The 19,046-nt window shown below is 35.7% G+C and carries 16 protein-coding genes; 9 read left to right on the plus strand and 7 right to left on the minus strand.

What is annotated here, in order from left to right:
- Positions 1–658: 658 nt before the first annotated feature.
- From ACFSJT_RS18315 to ACFSJT_RS18330, 4 genes are read right to left on the minus strand one after another with little or no spacing between them, the layout of a single operon-like run.
- Entirely contained in the window at positions 659–4,156 is a 3,498-nt protein-coding gene (locus tag ACFSJT_RS18315) for an efflux RND transporter permease subunit (protein ID WP_378321788.1), read from the minus strand.
- A gap of 8 nt (positions 4,157–4,164) precedes the next feature.
- Positions 4,165–5,331, minus strand: coding sequence for an efflux RND transporter periplasmic adaptor subunit (locus ACFSJT_RS18320; protein ID WP_378321789.1), 1,167 nt, complete (start codon positions 5,329–5,331; stop codon positions 4,165–4,167).
- A 7-nt stretch (positions 5,332–5,338) separates the two neighbouring features.
- Complete coding sequence (locus tag ACFSJT_RS18325; RefSeq protein WP_378321790.1) at positions 5,339–6,703, minus strand: TolC family protein; 1,365 nt, start codon at positions 6,701–6,703, stop codon at positions 5,339–5,341.
- A complete protein-coding gene (locus tag ACFSJT_RS18330; protein ID WP_378321791.1) occupies positions 6,700–7,305 on the minus strand; it encodes a TetR/AcrR family transcriptional regulator in 606 nt (201 codons plus the stop codon). The genes ACFSJT_RS18325 and ACFSJT_RS18330 overlap by 4 nt, the downstream gene beginning before the upstream one ends.
- Before the next feature lie 231 nt (positions 7,306–7,536).
- On the opposite strand from ACFSJT_RS18330, the gene ACFSJT_RS18335 reads away from it, so the two are divergent.
- Together ACFSJT_RS18335 and ACFSJT_RS18340 are read left to right on the plus strand one after the other, a co-directional pair.
- The gene (locus ACFSJT_RS18335; protein ID WP_378321792.1) at positions 7,537–8,511 is read left to right on the plus strand and encodes a polyprenyl synthetase family protein; all 975 of its coding nucleotides are present in this window, start codon (positions 7,537–7,539) and stop codon (positions 8,509–8,511) included.
- The gene (locus ACFSJT_RS18340; RefSeq protein WP_378321793.1) at positions 8,504–8,860 is read left to right on the plus strand and encodes a hypothetical protein; all 357 of its coding nucleotides are present in this window, start codon (positions 8,504–8,506) and stop codon (positions 8,858–8,860) included. Before ACFSJT_RS18335 ends, ACFSJT_RS18340 begins: the two co-directional genes overlap by 8 nt.
- Here the strand turns inward: ACFSJT_RS18340 and ACFSJT_RS18345 are convergent.
- Complete coding sequence (locus ACFSJT_RS18345; protein WP_378321794.1) at positions 8,857–9,396, minus strand: alpha-ketoglutarate decarboxylase; 540 nt, start codon at positions 9,394–9,396, stop codon at positions 8,857–8,859. The genes ACFSJT_RS18340 and ACFSJT_RS18345 overlap by 4 nt on opposite strands.
- Before the next feature lie 114 nt (positions 9,397–9,510).
- Here ACFSJT_RS18345 and ACFSJT_RS18350 point away from each other — a divergent pair, with 114 nt between their 5' ends.
- The 7 genes from ACFSJT_RS18350 to ACFSJT_RS18380 all read left to right on the plus strand — a co-directional run bounded on the left by ACFSJT_RS18350 (position 9,511) and on the right by ACFSJT_RS18380 (position 16,670).
- Positions 9,511–12,285 (plus strand): 2-oxoglutarate dehydrogenase E1 component, encoded by a 2,775-nt coding sequence (locus ACFSJT_RS18350; RefSeq protein ID WP_378321795.1) that lies wholly within the window; start codon positions 9,511–9,513, stop codon positions 12,283–12,285.
- A gap of 65 nt (positions 12,286–12,350) precedes the next feature.
- Positions 12,351–13,640 (plus strand): 2-oxoglutarate dehydrogenase complex dihydrolipoyllysine-residue succinyltransferase, encoded by a 1,290-nt coding sequence (odhB, locus tag ACFSJT_RS18355; protein ID WP_378321796.1) that lies wholly within the window; start codon positions 12,351–12,353, stop codon positions 13,638–13,640.
- Positions 13,641–13,931: 291 nt separating this feature from the next.
- Positions 13,932–14,417 carry a MarR family winged helix-turn-helix transcriptional regulator gene (locus ACFSJT_RS18360; RefSeq protein WP_378321797.1) on the plus strand — a complete coding sequence of 162 codons (486 nt, stop codon included), beginning with the start codon at positions 13,932–13,934 and terminating at the stop codon, positions 14,415–14,417.
- Positions 14,418–14,734: 317 nt separating this feature from the next.
- On the plus strand, positions 14,735–15,091 hold the full coding sequence (locus ACFSJT_RS18365) for a hypothetical protein (RefSeq protein ID WP_378321798.1): 357 nt from the start codon (positions 14,735–14,737) through the stop codon (positions 15,089–15,091).
- Positions 15,092–15,151: 60 nt separating this feature from the next.
- Positions 15,152–15,307 (plus strand): hypothetical protein, encoded by a 156-nt coding sequence (locus ACFSJT_RS18370; RefSeq protein ID WP_378321799.1) that lies wholly within the window; start codon positions 15,152–15,154, stop codon positions 15,305–15,307.
- A gap of 298 nt (positions 15,308–15,605) precedes the next feature.
- Positions 15,606–16,469 (plus strand): sigma-70 family RNA polymerase sigma factor, encoded by an 864-nt coding sequence (locus ACFSJT_RS18375; protein ID WP_378321800.1) that lies wholly within the window; start codon positions 15,606–15,608, stop codon positions 16,467–16,469.
- Positions 16,470–16,478: 9 nt separating this feature from the next.
- Positions 16,479–16,670 carry a hypothetical protein gene (locus tag ACFSJT_RS18380; RefSeq protein WP_378321801.1) on the plus strand — a complete coding sequence of 64 codons (192 nt, stop codon included), beginning with the start codon at positions 16,479–16,481 and terminating at the stop codon, positions 16,668–16,670.
- 107 nt (positions 16,671–16,777) lie between these two features.
- On the opposite strand, the gene ACFSJT_RS18385 is transcribed toward ACFSJT_RS18380, so the two are convergent.
- Both ACFSJT_RS18385 and ACFSJT_RS18390 read right to left on the minus strand, forming a co-directional pair.
- Entirely contained in the window at positions 16,778–17,713 is a 936-nt protein-coding gene (locus tag ACFSJT_RS18385; protein WP_378321802.1) for a GYDIA family GHMP kinase, read from the minus strand.
- A 6-nt stretch (positions 17,714–17,719) separates the two neighbouring features.
- Positions 17,720–19,039, minus strand: coding sequence for a hydroxymethylglutaryl-CoA reductase, degradative (locus tag ACFSJT_RS18390; protein WP_378321836.1), 1,320 nt, complete (start codon positions 19,037–19,039; stop codon positions 17,720–17,722).
- Between the last annotated feature and the right edge of the window lie 7 nt (positions 19,040–19,046).

Genomic DNA, 19,046 nt, shown 5'->3' on the forward strand with positions numbered 1-19,046 from the left:
AATGTGTAGTCGTTCTGCTAATTCATCTACTGGTCCTGTAGCTTGCATACGAATCAACTGGTCTATACGCTCTATAGTTTCGACTTGTTTGATGATAGTGCTCATTATAATTCCTATTTTAAATGATTAAAATCTGTATGGATAGCATCGACGATATGTTTACATCGATTAGGTTGGGGTATACTTTATAAAACAGATAGTTCTAGGGGTGCTATTTGATCTAAGAGTTACTTGTAAACTCATGAACTAAAGTACAAGTAGTTATCGCCTTAAAACAAGTGAAGGATTTCGTGATTGATAAATCAAGAGTATCAATTCTGCGCATAAATAGTAATGCTAACTGTTGTACTTTTAGAAAAATTATTACCAAAAAGTGTTACTACGGGTATTCTGCCTAATCAAACTCTTAACTTCGTAGTAAAAGATTGCTTCACCTTGCTTTCCTGAGGTCGAGCAGGTGCGTAATGACGAACACACCGTCATTACGAGGAGGTAGGACGAAGTAGTCTCTCTGCTATGAAACCATAATTCTGCTCATAGTGAAAAGATTGCTTCTCCGCTTGAGGCGAATCGCAATGACGCAGTATACATGACCATGAGCTAAAAAAACAAAAAACGCCGCAATTTGCGACGTTTTCTAATCAATTTATAGCTCTTTCTATGCAGTTGCCGGAGTAACAGCTACCTCTGCAACTTTCTTTTTACTAAATCTAACTTTGACTCTTTGAACAATAAAGAACAAACAAGGAACAATAATTAGCGTAAGAAACGTAGCAATAATGAGCCCGTAAATTACAGCCCAAGCCAAAGGCCCCCAGAAAATTACATTATCTCCTCCTATATATATTTTTGGATCTCCTGTGTTGAATAATGAAAAGAAATCTACATTAAAACCAATCGCCAATGGAATTAATCCTAGCACCGTAGTAATCGCTGTTAATAATACTGGTCGTAAACGTGCTCTACCCCCTTTAATGATAATTTTTATTACCTCTTCATTAGGCAAAAGATCTCTTTCTGGTACATCAAGCTCAGCTTTCTTACGATCTATCAAGAGTTGCGTATAGTCCAGTAAAACCACACCATTGTTTACCACAATCCCGGCTAGTGAAATAATTCCCATCATCGTCATCATGATCACAAATGGTGCTCCTGTGATTAAAATACCGCCAAATACCCCTATAAAACTCAAGAAAATAGCGATCATAATGATGGTAGGCTTAGAAATAGAGCTAAACTGAAAGATCAAAATTAGCATGATTAATCCTAATCCTGCTAAAAATGCCATATTTAAAAAATCTTGTTGTTTTTTTTGCTCTTCGATTTGACCCGTGTAATCTATTTTAACCCCTCTTGAAAGATTAGGAAAGCTTGCCATTTCTGTTTGAATTTGAGAAACAATCGCTCCTGCATCTGTAAAACCTGGTTGTAGGCCAGAATACACTGTAACTACCCTTTTGGTATCTTTATGTTTGATAGCACTAAACGAAGACGTATTTTTTTGTGAAGCCACTGCAGAAACAGGAATTTCTTTTAATCTCCCTGTAGCCTGATCCCTAAAGGTAATGTTCTGGTTAAAAAGCGCACTAGTATTGTATCTATTATCTTCATTAAAACGCACATAAATATCGTAGTCCTCACCTTCTTTTTTGTATACTCCGGCTTTTTCACCAAAAATAGATCGACGTAGTTGGTTACCTACCTGGCCGGCAGCTACATTCAATTCTCCGGCTTTTTCACGATCAACCACAACCTGCATAGCAGGTTTCCCTTTATTGACATCAATTTTAAGCTCTTCTATACCCGGAATATTCTTTTCATTGATGAAATTACGCATCTGCTCGGCAATAGTAATGAGCTCATCATAATCCTGTCCTTCAATTTCTATATTAATAGGATATCCCGCTGGTGGACCAACGGCATCTTTTTCTACAGAGATGGCTACTCCGGGATAAATTCCTTTTAAAGCGTCTTGTACCTTTTGTCGTAATACTTCAGAATCCTTTCCTTTTCTGTATTTGAATTCTCTCATTGTTGCGGTTATCTTCGCACGATGAGGCATTTCGGCATTACTACCACCATCGGTTTGAGGATTACCAGCACCTTCACCTACTTGTGAAACCGCAGATTCTACCAAGAAATTATAATCCTTACCTTCAACATATTCGTCATCATTAACGACTGCATATACTCGCTGCTCAATATCTTTGGTAATCGCATTGGTTTTATCAATGTCTGTCCCTTGTGGATATTCTATATACACAATAATTTGGTTGGGTTTGTTATCTGGAAAAAACTCAACTTTGGTCCGCTGACTGCCAATGGATGCGCCAAACATTGCAAATACAACGATTAATAATAAGAAAGTACCAAAAGTAAACGCATAGGCTCTCCATCCTCGTAAAGCAAAAGTCAAAAAACGTTGATAGATTCCTTCGAGCCATACCAAAAATTTACGTTGAAAAACGTTGGCAGCACCTTTTAAAACATAGCGATACACCCAAAACATAATGGCGGTGAAGATCATTAAAGTACCCAAAGCACGAACCTGCCCGCCTATAAGTATAATAAAGATTCCCAGCCCTCCTAAAATAATACTCAATCGAATCAATTGTTTACGGGTTAATTTTTTCTCACCCACCTCCATAAACTGAGAAACCAGCATAGAATTGATAAAAATCGCTACAAACAATGATGATCCAAGTACTACTGATAGTGTGATAGGGAAATAAATCATAAACTCGCCCATAACGCCCGGCCACATGCCCAATGGAATAAATGCTGCAACCGTAGTTGCCGTGGAAATAATAATAGGGAAGGCTATCTCTCCAATTCCCTTTTTGGCGGCTTCAATTCGGGACATTCCTTCTTCTTCCATCAATCGATATACGTTCTCGACCACTACAATACCATTATCTACCAGCATTCCCAATCCCATAATCAGGGCAAAGAGGATCATGGTGTTCATGGTATATCCCAGAAGTGATAAAATCATAAAGGACATAAACATCGACATTGGGATGGCAAATCCTACAAATAGGGCATTTCTAAATCCTAAAAAGAACATGAGTACACCTACAACCAGGATAATACCAAAAATAATATTGTTCACCAGGTCACTTACCTGATTTTCTGTTTTTTCTGATTGGTCGTTGGCAACTGTAACGCTTAGATCTTGAGGGAAAATATCTTTTTGAGCATCTTCCAGGATTTTATCAATTTTTTCTACAGCTTCGATCATATTTTTTCCTGAGCGCTTCATCACATCCAACATCACGACGCTATGGCCAAATTCTCGAGCATAGGTAGTCTTATCTTCTTCTTCAAAAGTAACCTCTGCGATGTCTCTAAGATAGACTGCACCATCTTGGGATTTTACTACAAAATCATCAAGTTCTGAAGGTCTTTGAATCTCTCCTAGAATTCTAATCGTTCTGCGTTGTCCACTGGTGATCATATTTCCGGCAGACATGGTCATGTTTCCGTTGCGAATAGCATTAATTACATCATCAAAACTCACTTTGGCAGCCATCATTTTATAGATATCTACGGCTACTTCAACCTCTTTTTCCTGGGCACCTCGAATTTCGGCTTTTTTGATTTCTGGTAAATCTTCAATTTCATCTTCCAGGTATTCGGCAAATTCTTTTAGTTTGTCTACCGGATAGTCTCCTGCAATATTGATATTTAAAATGGGTATTTCTTCAGACATACTGAGGTCGAAAACATTGGGCTCTACCTTGGCACCATTAAAAGTGGGCCAGTCTTCATTTGCTTTTTCAGAGTCTACTTCGTCCTTAACTTTTTGTTTAGCTTCGGCAACGGCAAGATCTTCTTCAAATTCAACGGTAATAATACCATAATCCTCTTGAGAAGTAGATAAAATTTCTACGACCCCACTTACATTTTTAAGTTGATCCTCTAACGGATCTATAATTAAGCGTTCGATATCTTCTGCAGTATTTCCAGGATAGGGAACACTTATATATATTTTGGTTTCATTAATTTCGGGAAAATTTTCTCTGGGCATAGAGAAATATGCAGAAAGTCCCAATACCAAAAATATAGCAATCATTACGTAAATGGTAGTTGGGTTGTTTATGGCCCAAGAGGACAATCTAAATTCCTTATCTACCTTTTTCTTATTAACTTCCATAGGATATGTTAGTTTAAAATTTTAACTTTCTGACCGTCTTTTACACTTCTGGCACCTTCACTAATAATGGCATCACCGTTGTTAATGCCTTTGGTAACTTCAATAAGGTCTCCTTGTGTCTTTCCGGTTTGTATGATAACTCTCTTTGCTTGTGCGATGTTTTGAGCATCTTTTTCTAAAGTGATATAGGTATATTGATCTCCTTCTGCATTTTCAGAAATGATGCTTTGTGGTATCAAAATAGCATTTTCGCTAGTATAGTCATTGATCTTCACTTTGGCCGTAAGATTAGGTTTAACTGTACCTCCGTTCGCAGGGATACCAACTTCAACCATAAAAGATCGATTGTTTGGATTGATATAATTTCCTACCTGTCTAACCTTGGTATTGATCGTTTTATTGAGAACCGGAAAGTATACCTCTACATCTTTTCCTTTAGTGATGCTGCCAATGTAGCGCTCGGGTACTTCAGTTTCAATATACATATCATTAAGATTTACTATCCGAATGATTGGGTTTTGACCTGCAGAGACAACAGTTCCCTGTTCTGTGATTACATCGTCAATTACCCCAGAAAATGGAGCATTTATAGTAGTTTTTGCTAATTGACGCTTTATTTGGTTAACTGCGTTTTGCTGGGCTTCGAAATTCGTTTTTGCCTCGAGGTATTGAATTTCTGAACCAATTTTCTGTTCCCACAACCTTTTTTGGCGATCAAAGGTAGTTTTTGCCAATTGTGCTTGTACTTCTACCTGGGAAAGTTGTTGGCTTAATCCACCATCATCAATTCGCGCCAGTAATTGTCCTTTGGATACTTTTTGACCTTTATCTACATAAACCCTGGTTAGAATTCCGCTCATTTCTGGATATAAGACGATATTTTGTTTGGTTTCTACATTTCCTTGTAATTCTAGAAAATGATTAAACAGTGTATCCTTTGCCATTATGGTAGTGACCAACGGAAGTTTTTGTACAGTATCCAAAGTCGCAATGGCCTCGTCTATTTGTTTTAATTGATCTGCAACTGTTTGTTGTTCTGCCACAATCTCGGTTCTTTTGGCACGCAAAGCCTGAAGATCACCTTTTTCTATGATTTTTTCTATAGACTTGCCATCATTTCCTCCACAAGAAATTAAAAGAAGTGATGTGTATATTATCGTAAGTACCTTTTTCATAATTCGATTACTTATTTGTTGTTGGTGTGTTTAAAATTGTTTCTAGTTCTGCTTTGTTATTAATGATGCTTAGCATTGCATTTAATACTTCATCCTGAGAAGAATAAAGCTGTAATTGCGCTTGTCTAAGTTCAAAACTTGTGGCAAGTCCCTCAGAATATTTAATTTGATTCTTTTTTTCTATTCGTTCTGCCAGTGCCAAATTTTGTTTTGCAATATCATAGCTTTCTATTGAAAATTTGAAATCATTTATGGCAGTGTTATAATTTAGCTCAATTTCTTGTTGAGTTCTTAAAAAATCGGTTTTAGCCTGCTCATCTGCTATTTTTGCTTGCTGTGTTTTTGCACTTCTTCGTAGTGAGCTGAAAATGGGAATATTAAGACTGGCACCAAGTATAGAAGATTGAAACCATGGAGTCTCACTATCAAGAAAAACAAAATCGTTATCAAAAGCTGCTGTACCATAATTAATAAACGCGGTTAACTTAGGTAGTGCTCTACTTTTTTCTAGTTTTAATTCTAATCGAGTCTGCTCTGTGAGAAGATATGCCAATCGATAATCAATATTATTTTCCATGATAAACGGTTTTGTGATGATAGATTGATCCATATTCTTCATAGATAAATCTTCTAAAGTGTCTGATAACACGGTATTCGAATTAACAGTTATCCCTATAGTAAGATTGAACATCTGTAAAGCAATTTTCTCTAAACGTTCTGCATTGCTAAGCTGATTAGTAATTTGTAAAAATGTGATCTGTAGTTGTTCTACATCTTCTTCTTCGGCCAAGCCATTTTCAAAAATCTTTTTAGTTTCTAAGTAGTTCTTTTCTAAAGCAATTAAATTGTTTCTGAAAATCTTTACACTCTCTTGCGCAACCAAAACACTACCATAGGCATTAATGACTCCTTTTCGAACTTCAAGCTGTGTCTTTTCCTCAACATCATCCGTATACTGTAAAAAGCTCTTTGCGGCTTCGATACCAACTAAGTAGGATCCATCAAAAATCTTTTGACTCAAAGTAGCAGTGGCCGACGCCTGTTGTTTAACTCCAAAAATTACGGGTACAAAAGTTCCGGGTTCTTCGCCAACAAATTCTCCTGGTAATGGAGTAACTGGTTGTTTCAATTGATTTTGATAATCAATAACCCCATCAATTTGAGGAAGCCCATCTGCTGTAGTTTCCCACTTTTTTTTTAAGGCTTTGGCAACTTCACGCCGTGCATTAATTGATTGATAACTATTTTCTAATGCAAATTCAATAGCCTCATCAAGAGTGAATGAGTAAATAGAATCGGTGGGTGGTTGTTGTGCAGATACTGTGGTGGTAAATAGCCAACCTAAACAGATTAACCAAAGGTTGTTTCTCATATTTGATGTTCTTTAATAAGATTGTTTAAAATTGTACGTCCTTTTTCAGTGGTGATTCCCAGGATGTGATATTCTAGGTAGTCATCCATAAGTTTTCCTACCGGAAACATAAGTTCGGGAAACATATTTTTATCTTTTATTCCATTGGTGCCAATAAAATAAATTCTTGATATAAATTCGATGTCTATATTTTTTCTAAAAACACCTGTTTCTATACCTCTTTTAAGATTATCAACTACGCATTCCTGAAATACTTCGAACTGCTTTGTTTTTAACCCTTGATGGATTTTTGGATAATACTTTTCTAATTGATGAATTGGAGCTGTTTTTTCATTCTTTAGATGATGCATCACAAATGTCTTAATTGCATATAGTTCCTCTATCGGATCTAGGTTTTGAGCTAATATATCATCAATACCACTACAGATCGAACAAAACAGGTGATCGGTAGTAGCTTCTACAAGCTTGGTTTTATTTTGAAAATGCGTATAAATCGTCTTTTTGGAAATTCCCATTTCAGACGCAAGATCGTCCATGGTAACACTTTTGAAACCAAGATTCAAAAACAAATCATTCGCTTTTTCTACTATTTTTTCTTTCATTATTGGGGAGTAATTGTATAAAACGACGGTAAATATATAATAGGAAACTTTAAAAACAATAAAAGTTTCCTAAGTTTTACATTTATTTAACATACTCGTAATACCAGACTATTTTTTGTTAATTTTTTTACATATATCGCATTATATTGACGTTTGGTGATACAATTTTTGGACAGTAATTTTGAAATGCGTTTCTCAAAATTTGTCTTATTTTAGCATAAAAAATTGACTGTGCACACAATTTCTGATTACCAGGGGTATTTTTTGGAGTACCTATCAAAGCAAACGGCTACTAAAGAACCCAAAAACCTGTACGAACCTATTTCTTATATTTTGAGCCTTGGTGGCAAACGATTGCGTCCAACGCTGGTACTAATGGCAGCAGAGATATTTGGCGGTTCTTATAAAGAAGCTTTAGACGCTGCATTAGCGATAGAGGTTTTTCATAATTTTTCATTAATTCACGATGATATTATGGATGATGCCCCATTGCGTAGAGGTAAAGAAACAGTTCACGAAAAATGGGATATAAACACAGGGATTCTTTCGGGAGATGCTATGCTTATTAATGCCTATCAATTGTTTGAAAATTATGAAGGTAATACTTTTAAGGAATTAGCTAAGCTATTTACTAAAACTGCGATAGAAGTATGTGAAGGGCAGCAATATGATATTGATTTTGAAACTCGTGATGATGTAACCATTCCTGAGTATATTAAAATGATAGAATACAAGACTGCAGTTTTGGTGGGTGCAGCTATGAAAATGGGAGCTATCGTTGCTGATGCTTCAGAGCAAAGTAAATCTTCTATATATGACTTTGGAAGGTTATTGGGGCTGGCTTTCCAGCTTCAGGATGATTATCTCGATGCGTTTGGTGATCCCCAGACTTTTGGAAAACAGATCGGTGGGGATATTATAGAGAACAAAAAGACCTTTTTGTACTTAAAAGCTTTAGAATATGCTTCAAAAGATGAGCAGAAGCAGTTAAGAGGCTTGTTTTCGTTAAATCCAGAAGATCCTACAGAGAAGATAAGTACAGTTAAGCATCTTTTTGAAACTACTGGCGCCAAAGAACGCACCAGAGTAGAAATAGAACAGTATACTCAGAAAGCTTTTTCGGCATTGGATGATATGAGTATTTCAGAAGAGAAAAAAGATCTTCTAAAACTTTTTGGTTCAAAATTAATGAATAGAAGTGTCTAAAAATGAACATATTGTAAAAGTTGATAGACTTTTTTCCGAAGTCTCAAAAACAGACTTATATCCAAAACTATTAGACCAACTTCAAAAGGACTTACATCGCGCGGGAGTTGATCACAAAATAGATCCCAAAATAACATCAAGTGACCTTGTCAGGGAATTGAATAGTTTACTTTACGATACCTTACAAAATGCTTTTAATGACTACTTAAACTTATTGTATGCTGTAGATGTCTCTGAAACAGAACTACGCAATTTTAAATCTGAAAAAATAGAAGATATAGCTAGTTATACTACTTATTTAATTCTTAAGAGAGAATGGAAAAAAGTTTGGTTACGTAATAACTTCTAGAAAAAGACTCTTACAAATGGGGCATAGGCACTTCCGTAGATACTTTTATCATCATCAAAAAGGAGGTCGTATCGAAGACCAAAACTTACAAAACCTGTTCTGTATCCCGCTCCAACAAATAATGCGGGATACCAGTAATTATCGGTAAATGTTTCTCCCGGGACCTCAAAACGTCGACTAACACCCATTTGTTCAAATTCTGCAGAAAACTGAAACTCAGGGATTGGATTAAATAGAGTAATAATACTTACACCATAATTGGTACTGCTACCTTCTTCATTAAAGCGATCATTATCAAAACTGCTATACCCAAAATTTAACCCAACACCAGCACTAAACCAAGGATTAAAATCATAAATTGCTGCCGGCGCAAGAACAGCACTGAAAGTGTCGTTAGAAAAACCAATTCCTATATTTCCTCCAAAACGTACGTTTGACCAAAAATTTTGATCTTGAGAATACGTATGTTGTAAGGAAAACATAACAAAGAAAACTAATGCAAAAACTTTGTTATTTTGAGATATATATACTTTCATAGTCAAATTTCAGAAAAAATCTTACATAAATATAGATATTTCAATGCTCAATAAATTGTAATTGTTGTATTTTTGTATCGTTTTGTCGTAAAAAAGACAATTGAGTACTTACATATGGATAAATATTCATTTTTGAATGCGGCTCATACCGCATTTTTTGCAGATTTATATGATCAATACTTGCAAAGCCCTGATAGTGTAGAACCTAGTTGGAGGGCTTTTTTTCAGGGATTTGATTTTGGTTTAGAAAACGCCAATGGTACAGGAGAAACTATTTACGTTGAAAAGGAATCCGGAGAAACTGCCATTGTTCCCGAAAGTGTACAAAAAGAATTTCAGGTAGTTCGATTAATCGATGCCTACAGAACACGCGGTCATTTGTTTACCAAGACAAATCCTGTAAGAGAACGTAGAAAATACACTCCTACTTTAGCATTAGAGAATTTTGGACTAAGCCAGGCTGATCTCAATACTGTTTTTAATGCAGGAGAGATCATAGGCATTGGCCCGAATACTTTAAGTAACATTACTGTTCATTTAGAACAAATATACTGTGATTCTATTGGTATCGAATATATGTATATTCGCAATCCTCAGGAGCGCGAATGGATTCAGTCGAGAATCAATTTCAACACCAATAGAACGAAATTTTCTGCAGATCAAAAAAAACATATCCTTAAGAAATTAAATCAGGCCGTTTCTTTTGAAACCTTCCTGCATACCAAATATGTTGGCCAAAAAAGATTTTCACTCGAAGGAGGAGAGACATTAATACCAGCGTTAGATGCATTGGTTGAAAAAGCAGCCGACCTTGGTGTTAAAGAGTTTGTTATGGGAATGGCTCATAGAGGCCGTCTAAGTACATTGACTAATATTTTTGGAAAGAGCCCTAAGGATATTTTCAGCGAATTTGATGGTAAGGATTATGAAGAAGATATTTTTGATGGTGATGTAAAATATCATTTGGGATGGACATCAAAACGCAATACCGACAATGGTAAGGCAATTAATATGAATATTGCTCCAAACCCGTCACATTTGGAGACAGTAGGGGCGGTAGTTGAAGGGATTACCAGGGCCAAACAAGATCGTCACTATCAAGAAAACACCTCTGCAGTACTTCCTATCGTAGTGCATGGAGACGCTGCTATTGCAGGACAAGGATTAGTATATGAAATCGTGCAAATGGCAAAGCTGGATGGTTATAAAACAGGCGGGACTATACATATCGTGGTGAATAATCAAATCGGCTTTACTACTAATTATTTAGATGCCAGATCTTCGACATATTGTACTGATGTAGGTAAGGTTACTTTGTCTCCTGTATTGCACGTAAATGCAGATGACGCTGAAGCTGTTGTACATGCTACTAATTTTGCTTTGGATTTCAGGATGACATTTAAGAGGGATGTATTTATAGATTTATTGGGATATCGTAAATACGGGCATAATGAAGGTGATGAGCCTCGTTTTACGCAACCAAAACTTTATAAAGCTATTGCAAAACATAAGAACCCGAGAGATATTTATGCAGAAAAATTAATTTCTGAAGGTATTATTGACAAGGATTATGTGTCAAAGCTTGAAAAAGAATATAAGTCTTCACTTGAAGAAGAATTGGAAGATTCGCGCAAACAGGAAAAAACAGTAATTACGCCATTTATGCAGGATGAATGGGCAGGCTTTGAGCGCGTACAAGAAGATAAAATGATGGAGGTAGTAGATACCACTTTCTCCAGGGATAAATTAACTGAAATAGCCGAGGTAATTACTAAATTACCAAAAGATAAAAAGTTTTTACGCAAAATAGAACGATTGATAGATCAAAGGCATAAAATGTTCTTTGAAACCGATCAACTTGATTGGGCAATGGGAGAACTATTAGCCTACGGATCTTTGTTAAGAGAAGGATATGATGTGCGTATGAGTGGTCAGGATGTAGAAAGAGGTACTTTCTCTCACAGGCATGCAGTGATCAAAGTAGAAGATAGTGAAGAAGAGGTATTGCTTTTAAACGAATTGAACGGTGATCAGGGAGATTTTTACATTTACAATTCATTACTTTCTGAGTATGGTGTAGTAGGTTTTGATTATGGATACGCTATGGCAAGTCCAGATACATTAACCATTTGGGAAGCGCAATTTGGAGATTTTAGCAATGGAGCCCAAATAATGACAGATCAGTATATATCCTCTGCAGAAGATAAATGGAAGCTGCAAAATGGTTTGGTGATGTTGTTGCCACATGGTTACGAAGGTCAGGGAGCAGAACATTCTTCGGGTAGGATGGAACGTTATCTTCAGCTTTGTGCTAAAGACAATATGTTTGTTGCAGATGTTACCACTCCTGCTAATATGTTTCATTTGTTGAGAAGACAAATGAAAGCAAAGTACCGCAAACCTTTGATAGTTTTCACACCAAAGAGTTTATTACGTCATCCTAAAGTAGTTTCTACTGTTGATGAGTTTGCCAATGGAAGCTTTCAAACGGTAATAGATGATCCTGATGCAAAAGCAAAAGACGTAAAGTCCCTGGTTTTCTGTACTGGGAAATTCTATTACGACTTATTAGAAGAGAAAGAAAAATCGGGAAGAAATGATGTTGCCTTAGTAAGAATAGAGCAACTGTTCCCGCTACCAGCTTCAGAAATGGATAAATTGATCAAAAAATATAAAGCAGAAGATGTCGTTTGGGCACAAGAGGAGCCCCGTAATATGGGAGCTTTAAGTCATATGATAATGCACTATGACGATGCAAAAAGTTTTAGATTTGCAAGTAGAAGACCTTACGGTGCACCAGCAGCCGGAAGTGCAACACGATCTAAGAGAAGACATCAAGAAGTAATAGATTATGTTTTTGATAAAGAGAAAGACAATCAAAGAAAATAAAATTAGTTAATAACTATAGTTAAAAAATTTCCAAAGGAAATTACACAAAGGATAAATTCAGAATTATGGCTTTAGAAATGAAAGTCCCATCACCCGGAGAGTCAATAACAGAAGTTGAAATAGCACAATGGCTTGTAGAAGACGGTGATTATGTAACAAAAGACCAGGCTATTGCCGAGGTTGATAGTGACAAAGCAACGCTAGAATTACCGGCAGAAGCGAGTGGTATTATTACTTTAAAAGCTGAAGAAGGTGATGCCGTAGCTGTAGGTCAGGTGGTATGCCTTATTGATACAGAAGCAGAAGCTCCTGAGGGTAACGCAGATAATGAAGGCGATGAAGGAGGTCCTGGTAATGCGGCTATGGATATTGACAAGCAACGTGACAAAACTGAAAATAAAGCCGATAGCCCTAAGGCAGAAGCATTAATTCAGACTCCGTCAAAATCAACAACACCTCCGCAACAACAAGATTCATATGCAGCGGGAACAGCTTCTCCTGCAGCTAAAAAAGTTCTTGCAGAAAAAGGGATAGATGCATCTGAGGTTAGAGGAACTGGTCGTGATGGTAGAATTACCAAAGCTGATGCACTGGATGCAAAACCATCGATGGGTACTCCCGGACCAGGTAGTAGGGGAGAAAGTCGTAAGAAGTTATCTATGCTTCGTCGTAAGGTAGCAGAGCGCTTAGTTTCAGTTAAAAATGAAACGGCGATGCTCACTACTTTCAATGAGGTAGATATGCAACCTATTTTCGATCTTAGAAGTCAGTATAAAGAAACGTTTAAAAATAAACATGGTGTAAGTTTAGGATTCATGTCGTTCTTTACTTTGGCCTGCGTTAGAGCTTTACAACTTTTTCCTGCGGTAAATTCGATGATCGATGGTAAAGAAATGATCTCTTATGATTTCCAGGATATAAGTATTGCAGTTTCAGGTCCTAAGGGGCTTATGGTTCCTGTGATTAGAAATGCAGAGAATCTAAGTTTCAGAGGAGTAGAATCTGAAGTGAAAAGATTAGCAATTAGAGCACGTGAAGGACAAATTACAGTAGATGAAATGACCGGAGGCACTTTTACTATTACTAACGGAGGTGTATTTGGAAGCATGTTATCTACACCGATTATTAATCCGCCACAAAGTGCTATTTTGGGAATGCATAATATTGTAGAGCGCCCCATCGTAAGAGGTGGTCAAATAGTAGTGGCGCCTATTATGTATGTTGCATTGTCCTATGATCACAGGATCATTGATGGTAAAGAATCTGTAGGGTTCTTAGTAGCCGTGAAAGAAGCCTTAGAAAACCCAGAAGAATTATTGATGGATAATAATGTGACAAAAGCATTAGAATTATAGTAATTCATCGTCCCTATATCGAAAACCTCAGTTCTTAACTGAGGTTTTTTGTTGCTTTATGAAATCTTAGATATTTTATGTTTTCAAATAATTTCAAGACATAATAGATTTTGTAATGCATAAGTCGGTTTTGAAATCTTTAAAATAGTATCTTGCTTATGTATAAATACTAGGGCTGTGAAACAAGGTGTTGCATAAAAGTTGATACCTTCTAAAATGCATAAATAACAATTTATCCCCGCACTGAGCGCAGTCTAAATATGGTTACGACATGATATAATTAATAAACAGATGAAGTACATAGAGATACTGGTAAAACTGCGTAAAATAATACGTTCGATAAACCTTGAGAGCAAAAAAATTGAAAAAGAATTGGGAGTAAGTATTCCTCAACTGCTTGTGCTTCAGTACTTATCAGATCAAACGGATTATCGTGCTTTTGCTAAGGACATTAAGGCGTACATAAACTTAAATGCAAGTACGGTTTCAGGAATCATTTCAAGATTAGAAAGTAAAGGGTTAGTTGCTCGTTTACCTGAACCTAATGATAAAAGAGCAACGTATATAACACTTACTGCAAAAGGGGCAGAATTGCTACAGAAATCTCCTACTACACTTCAAGAAAAATTATCTCAAAAACTTAAAAAGCTGACTCCTTTTCAGATTGATGAGTTAGATAGAAATATTGAGCTTCTTACCTCAATTATGGATGTAGAGGATATCGATGCGGCCCCCTTGCTAACGATTAAAGAATTACCTAAGACTTCTGAGAGTTAGGTATTCGTGGTTCAAAGTTTTCTTATTCTTGGTCATATACTTTGTATTTAGAGCGTATGTGATTCGATTTATTTTACTACCCTTCATAACGTATGCCTATTTCGTTTATTGACACTTTTTTTAATTGATAATGGTCATTTTGTTGTCTCTCGCTATTTTGATTTTTATGATGAAAGGTATTCGAATTAAAGAGTTGATTGTTTGGTTTTAACTTTATTCTAACACAAATAGTTTCTATGCAAACTAATTTTTAGTATATTTGCAGTAAACCTTTTAAAAAAGGGTAATTTTTCAATTGTTTCAATAAAAATTAATAAATGAGTAAAGAAAAGTACTTAGATAAGGCAATTGCTTGGGCAGAGAGAAAAGCAACTGTTTCTTTGAGATCTATTCATGAAGATTACGAAGACACAAAAGTTTTTACAAATAAGTCTACAAAACAAGAAATTCAAGCTGATTTATCTTTTACCACTCATGGTGGTGCGAAACATTTTACTGAAGTGGTTTTAAAGGAAGAGAATCCAAAAAATCTTGTAGTGAAATGGAAAGTGCTCAGTTTCGTAGCCTCAATGAAGAGAGGTAAACTACACCTGCTTGCACCAAAAGGTCATAAAGCATTTACAGAGCGTTTGGTAAATCGACATAACATCAATGCCGTCGTACACGCTATTTAATTCTTCTCAATCTATCAGCACTAGTTACAGTTTTAATTTAAATAACATAATTATCTATTTATGCAAATAAAGAATGGAATACCCGGAGAAAAACAAGATTCTCACAAAATAAGAAAAGAAATAACCTATTGGAAAGCACAAAGTAAAGAACGTAAATGTTCAGACTTTTCTGAAATGTCTTATTGGGAAGTAATGTGTACTAATAGTGCATTATAACTCCTGTCATTCTTACGGTTCTTGATTTCTAATAAGATCATGAGTTCTAGATAAATAATCGTATTCTGACAGCTTTATTATTGCTTTTGTCAGAATCTCTACTTAAATAAATTTTCCTAGCTTTTTAATTACACAATTATAAGATTCGCAGCTGAAGATGGGCGATTAAAAAAGAAAGGGATAGTTATGATTATAACAAATTGTAAAGGAGGTACAGCACTGTACATTGTGCCAAAAAATTCTTCGGATTCTTAATGTTAAAAGATCATGCGATAAAAAAATTAAATTTTCAAACAGAATGAGACAATTAAAAATAACAAAACAGATTACCAACCGAGAATCAAAATCTTTAGACAGATATCTGCAGGATGTTACAAAATTATCCATGATAACTGCAGAAGAAGAAGTCGAACTAGCAGGACGTATTAGGGATGGAGATCAAAGAGCATTGGACAAAATGGTGTCGGCTAATCTGCGTTTTGTTATTTCGGTAGCTAAGCAATATCAAAATCAGGGGCTGAAACTCTCAGATTTAATTAATGAAGGAAATTTAGGATTGATTAAAGCTGCTAAACGTTTTGATGAAACCAAAGGTTTTAAATTTATTTCATATGCTGTATGGTGGATCAGACAATCTATTTTGAAAGCTCTGGCAGAACAATCTCGGATTGTAAGATTGCCTCTCAATAGAATTAACGACATTAACAAAGTTAAAAAGGCCTATTCTTCTTTAGAACAAAACTATCAAAGACCTCCTAGTGAATCAGAATTGAGTGAAGAATTGCAGTTGTCAACCTCTAGTATAAAACAATCACTACGACATAATGCAAGACACATATCAATGGATGCTCCTTTAAAAAATGAAGAGACTTCTAGTATGTATGATCTTATGCATAATAAAGAATCAACAGCCCCAGATAAGAATTTGATGAATGATTCTTTACAGAAAGAAGTGAACAGAGCATTAAATAAATTGTCTGACAAGGAAAGTAATATTTTACGCTTGTATTTTGGAATTGGATCTTTCGAGGCAAAAAGCCTAATTGAAATAGGTGAGATCTTTGACCTTACTCGAGAAAGAGTAAGGCAAATAAAAGAAAGAGCCGTGCGAAGATTACGGTACTCTTCAAAGAATGGAATTTTAAAAACTTACTTAGGATAAACAAAATAAATGAAATTTATAGAAATTAAAAGAAAAACAAGAACAGAAAAACGATACAGTAAAAGAATGGGAGAACTCACTACAAAAGTTACCTATATCAGAAAACACTTGTTAGGACTTCCAATAAAAACGCTCCATAAGTATCGTGAAACATACTATGGTAAGATTAAGAATTGTGAAGACTGTGTCTTATATCAGTAAAGTTGTAGGATACTAATCACTCTTATTTCAACAATTTGGGAAATGCGACTCTTTTGCTTTTTTAGAACTCTTGGGCGTACAATAAAAGTAAACAAATTTCTACACGGCTATGTTGACTGTAGAATCATTTCCTTATAAGGAATAATCGTTGTAAATCCTTTATTTTTAAAGTAATCCATATCAGACACATGACCAGTAGCCAATACAAAATCACCACCCCAACCACCAAGGCTTTTAATGCTTCCTGAGTAATCTGGAAATAATTGTGATTTGACGGTTTCCGTTTTGATGATTTTTGAGATAATTTCTTCGTGCGTATTAACTAGTTCTTCAAATCCTCCAATAGTATTACAATTTAGAATTTTGGAAGTAATTTCTTTAACCGCAGCTTCGGCTTTATCAAAGTCTTTTAAAGGTAAGGATTGGTAGCGTTTTATTGATTCTTTACTATCCTGTTTTTGATTTAAATATACAAAAAAGAGATTTTCCTTAAAAGGTGGGTCAAAATGTACTTCTTTAATAATGGGCTTACTCTCGGTTCTTGTGTATAGAATAGGAGTGTCATGCTGAGCACAAGCAATATCATATCCACTGCCTCCGAAGCTATGGTCTAAAAGTTCAAAAGCATTAACTTTTGCCCATTGTGCAATATTATTAATTAGTGTAGATGATGATCCCAAACCCCATTCTCTATTGAACTCTAGCCTGGCTTCAATAATATATCCCTTTTCTGAAGAAAGAAAATTTGTGTTTAGTGCTTTGGCGGCGTTTAAGATGTTGATTAATGTTTTTGATACAGTATTTTGCTCTTCGTCATTTTTTGGCTCAATGATAAGATTATTTTCTATAGTCAATGTAGTTTCAAACCAACTGTTTTCATCTTCATCAATACTTTTCCAAACGATTTGATTAGAATTGTCATGCTCTTCTACAAATAACCACTGCCCTTTTTGGGTAGGTAATGCCAAAGCAGTCACATCATCCAGAACCAAATATTCTGCTGTGAGTAGTAGTTTACCGTGGCTGTAAAAAGACTTTTTCATTGGTTCTTATGATGCTCTCAATTTTTCAATTTGTGTTACTACTTCACTATGAGTAACCGTATTTGTCTTGAAATATTTTATAAGCTGTTCTTTTTCATTTTCTGTGGCTTCAAATTGATTAAGAATATTCATTAGATGCATTTTCATATGCCCCTGCTGGATTCCTGTAGTAATTAATGAATTTATAGCAGCAAAATTTTGAGCGAGTCCAGCTACGGCTGTAATCTCCATTAGTTTTTTTGCATTGGGTTTGCCTAATAATTCCAAAGCCAATTTGACCAAGGGATGAAGATTAGTCAATCCACCAACGGTACCCAAGGCAAGAGGTATTTCGATCGAAAAGCTAAATACGTCATTCTTTATTTCGGCATGTGTGAGACTTCTATATTTCCCATTTCTTGAGGCGTAAGCATGTGCACCTGCTTCTATAGCTCTAAAATCATTTCCGGTTGCCAAAACCACAGCATCAACACCATTCATGATTCCTTTGTTATGTGTGACAGCACGATAGGGCTCAATTTCTGCAATATTGACTGCTCTCACAAATTTTTTGGCGTATTCATTTGCCGAGAGTTCTGAAGTGCTGGGCAGCTCATTTACGAAACATGATACAGAGGCTGTTACCAAGCACTCAGGCACATAGTTAGAGAGGATACTCATGATAATTTCTATCTTTTTTTCTGAATCCGAAAAATTATCATATTCTTGGGCTTCAGCAACAAAAGTTTTTGCAAATTGCTCTAGACAAGAATTAATAAAATTAGCTCCCATCGCGTCAGCAGTCTCAAAGGTGCAATGTAACTGGTAGTAGTTTTCAATTTCTGCTGTCTTATCTCGTAATTCAATTTCTTTTACCCCTCCACCTCGTTTTTCCATATTTTTGGTAATGTGCGATGCAGAGGACATTAATTTTGATTTAATTTTGCTAAAGAATAGAAGTAGTTTTTCGGGATTTCCGTGATAAGAAAAATGAACTTGCCCAACTTTTATGGTAGAAAGTACTTCAGCTTTAAACCCACCTCTTCTTTGCCAAAATTTAGCAGCTTTGCTGGCGGCGGCGACTACCGAACTTTCCTCAATCGTCATAGGTAAGGTATATCGCTTATCGTTAATCAAAAAATTTGGAGCTACCGAAAAAGGCAAATAATAATTAGAAATTGTGTTTTCAGTAAATTCATCATGAAGCTGCTGTAATTGCTCGTTAGAGTTCCAATACGTAACTAATGTATCTGTGGCAGTGGCATCATTGCCAAAATGATGTTCTGCCAGCCACTTTATTTTATCTGCTTTAGAGAGTTTTGAAAATCCAGAAACTACAGGAGCCATTGTATCT

Source organism: Aquimarina celericrescens (assembly GCF_042682765.1).
Classification (GTDB): Bacteria; Bacteroidota; Bacteroidia; order Flavobacteriales; family Flavobacteriaceae; genus Aquimarina; species Aquimarina celericrescens.

Excerpts from the sequence above, each read along its gene's own strand:
- ACFSJT_RS18365 (WP_378321798.1), top strand. The coding sequence starts at position 14,735 with ATGAGTAAAGAAAAGTACTTAGATAAGGCAATTGCTTGGGCAGAGAGA.
- ACFSJT_RS18390 (WP_378321836.1), bottom strand. The coding sequence starts at position 19,039 with ATGGCTCCTGTAGTTTCTGGATTTTCAAAACTCTCTAAAGCAGATAAA.
- ACFSJT_RS18385 (WP_378321802.1), bottom strand. The coding sequence starts at position 17,713 with ATGAAAAAGTCTTTTTACAGCCACGGTAAACTACTACTCACAGCAGAA.
- ACFSJT_RS18325 (WP_378321790.1), bottom strand. The coding sequence starts at position 6,703 with ATGAGAAACAACCTTTGGTTAATCTGTTTAGGTTGGCTATTTACCACC.
- ACFSJT_RS18370 (WP_378321799.1), top strand. The coding sequence starts at position 15,152 with ATGCAAATAAAGAATGGAATACCCGGAGAAAAACAAGATTCTCACAAA.
- ACFSJT_RS18375 (WP_378321800.1), top strand. The coding sequence starts at position 15,606 with ATGAGACAATTAAAAATAACAAAACAGATTACCAACCGAGAATCAAAA.
- ACFSJT_RS18360 (WP_378321797.1), top strand. The coding sequence starts at position 13,932 with ATGAAGTACATAGAGATACTGGTAAAACTGCGTAAAATAATACGTTCG.
- ACFSJT_RS18315 (WP_378321788.1), bottom strand. The coding sequence starts at position 4,156 with ATGGAAGTTAATAAGAAAAAGGTAGATAAGGAATTTAGATTGTCCTCT.
- ACFSJT_RS18345 (WP_378321794.1), bottom strand. The coding sequence starts at position 9,396 with ATGAAAGTATATATATCTCAAAATAACAAAGTTTTTGCATTAGTTTTC.
- ACFSJT_RS18320 (WP_378321789.1), bottom strand. The coding sequence starts at position 5,331 with ATGAAAAAGGTACTTACGATAATATACACATCACTTCTTTTAATTTCT.
- ACFSJT_RS18350 (WP_378321795.1), top strand. The coding sequence starts at position 9,511 with ATGGATAAATATTCATTTTTGAATGCGGCTCATACCGCATTTTTTGCA.
- ACFSJT_RS18330 (WP_378321791.1), bottom strand. The coding sequence starts at position 7,305 with ATGAAAGAAAAAATAGTAGAAAAAGCGAATGATTTGTTTTTGAATCTT.
- odhB (WP_378321796.1), top strand. The coding sequence starts at position 12,351 with ATGGCTTTAGAAATGAAAGTCCCATCACCCGGAGAGTCAATAACAGAA.
- ACFSJT_RS18380 (WP_378321801.1), top strand. The coding sequence starts at position 16,479 with ATGAAATTTATAGAAATTAAAAGAAAAACAAGAACAGAAAAACGATAC.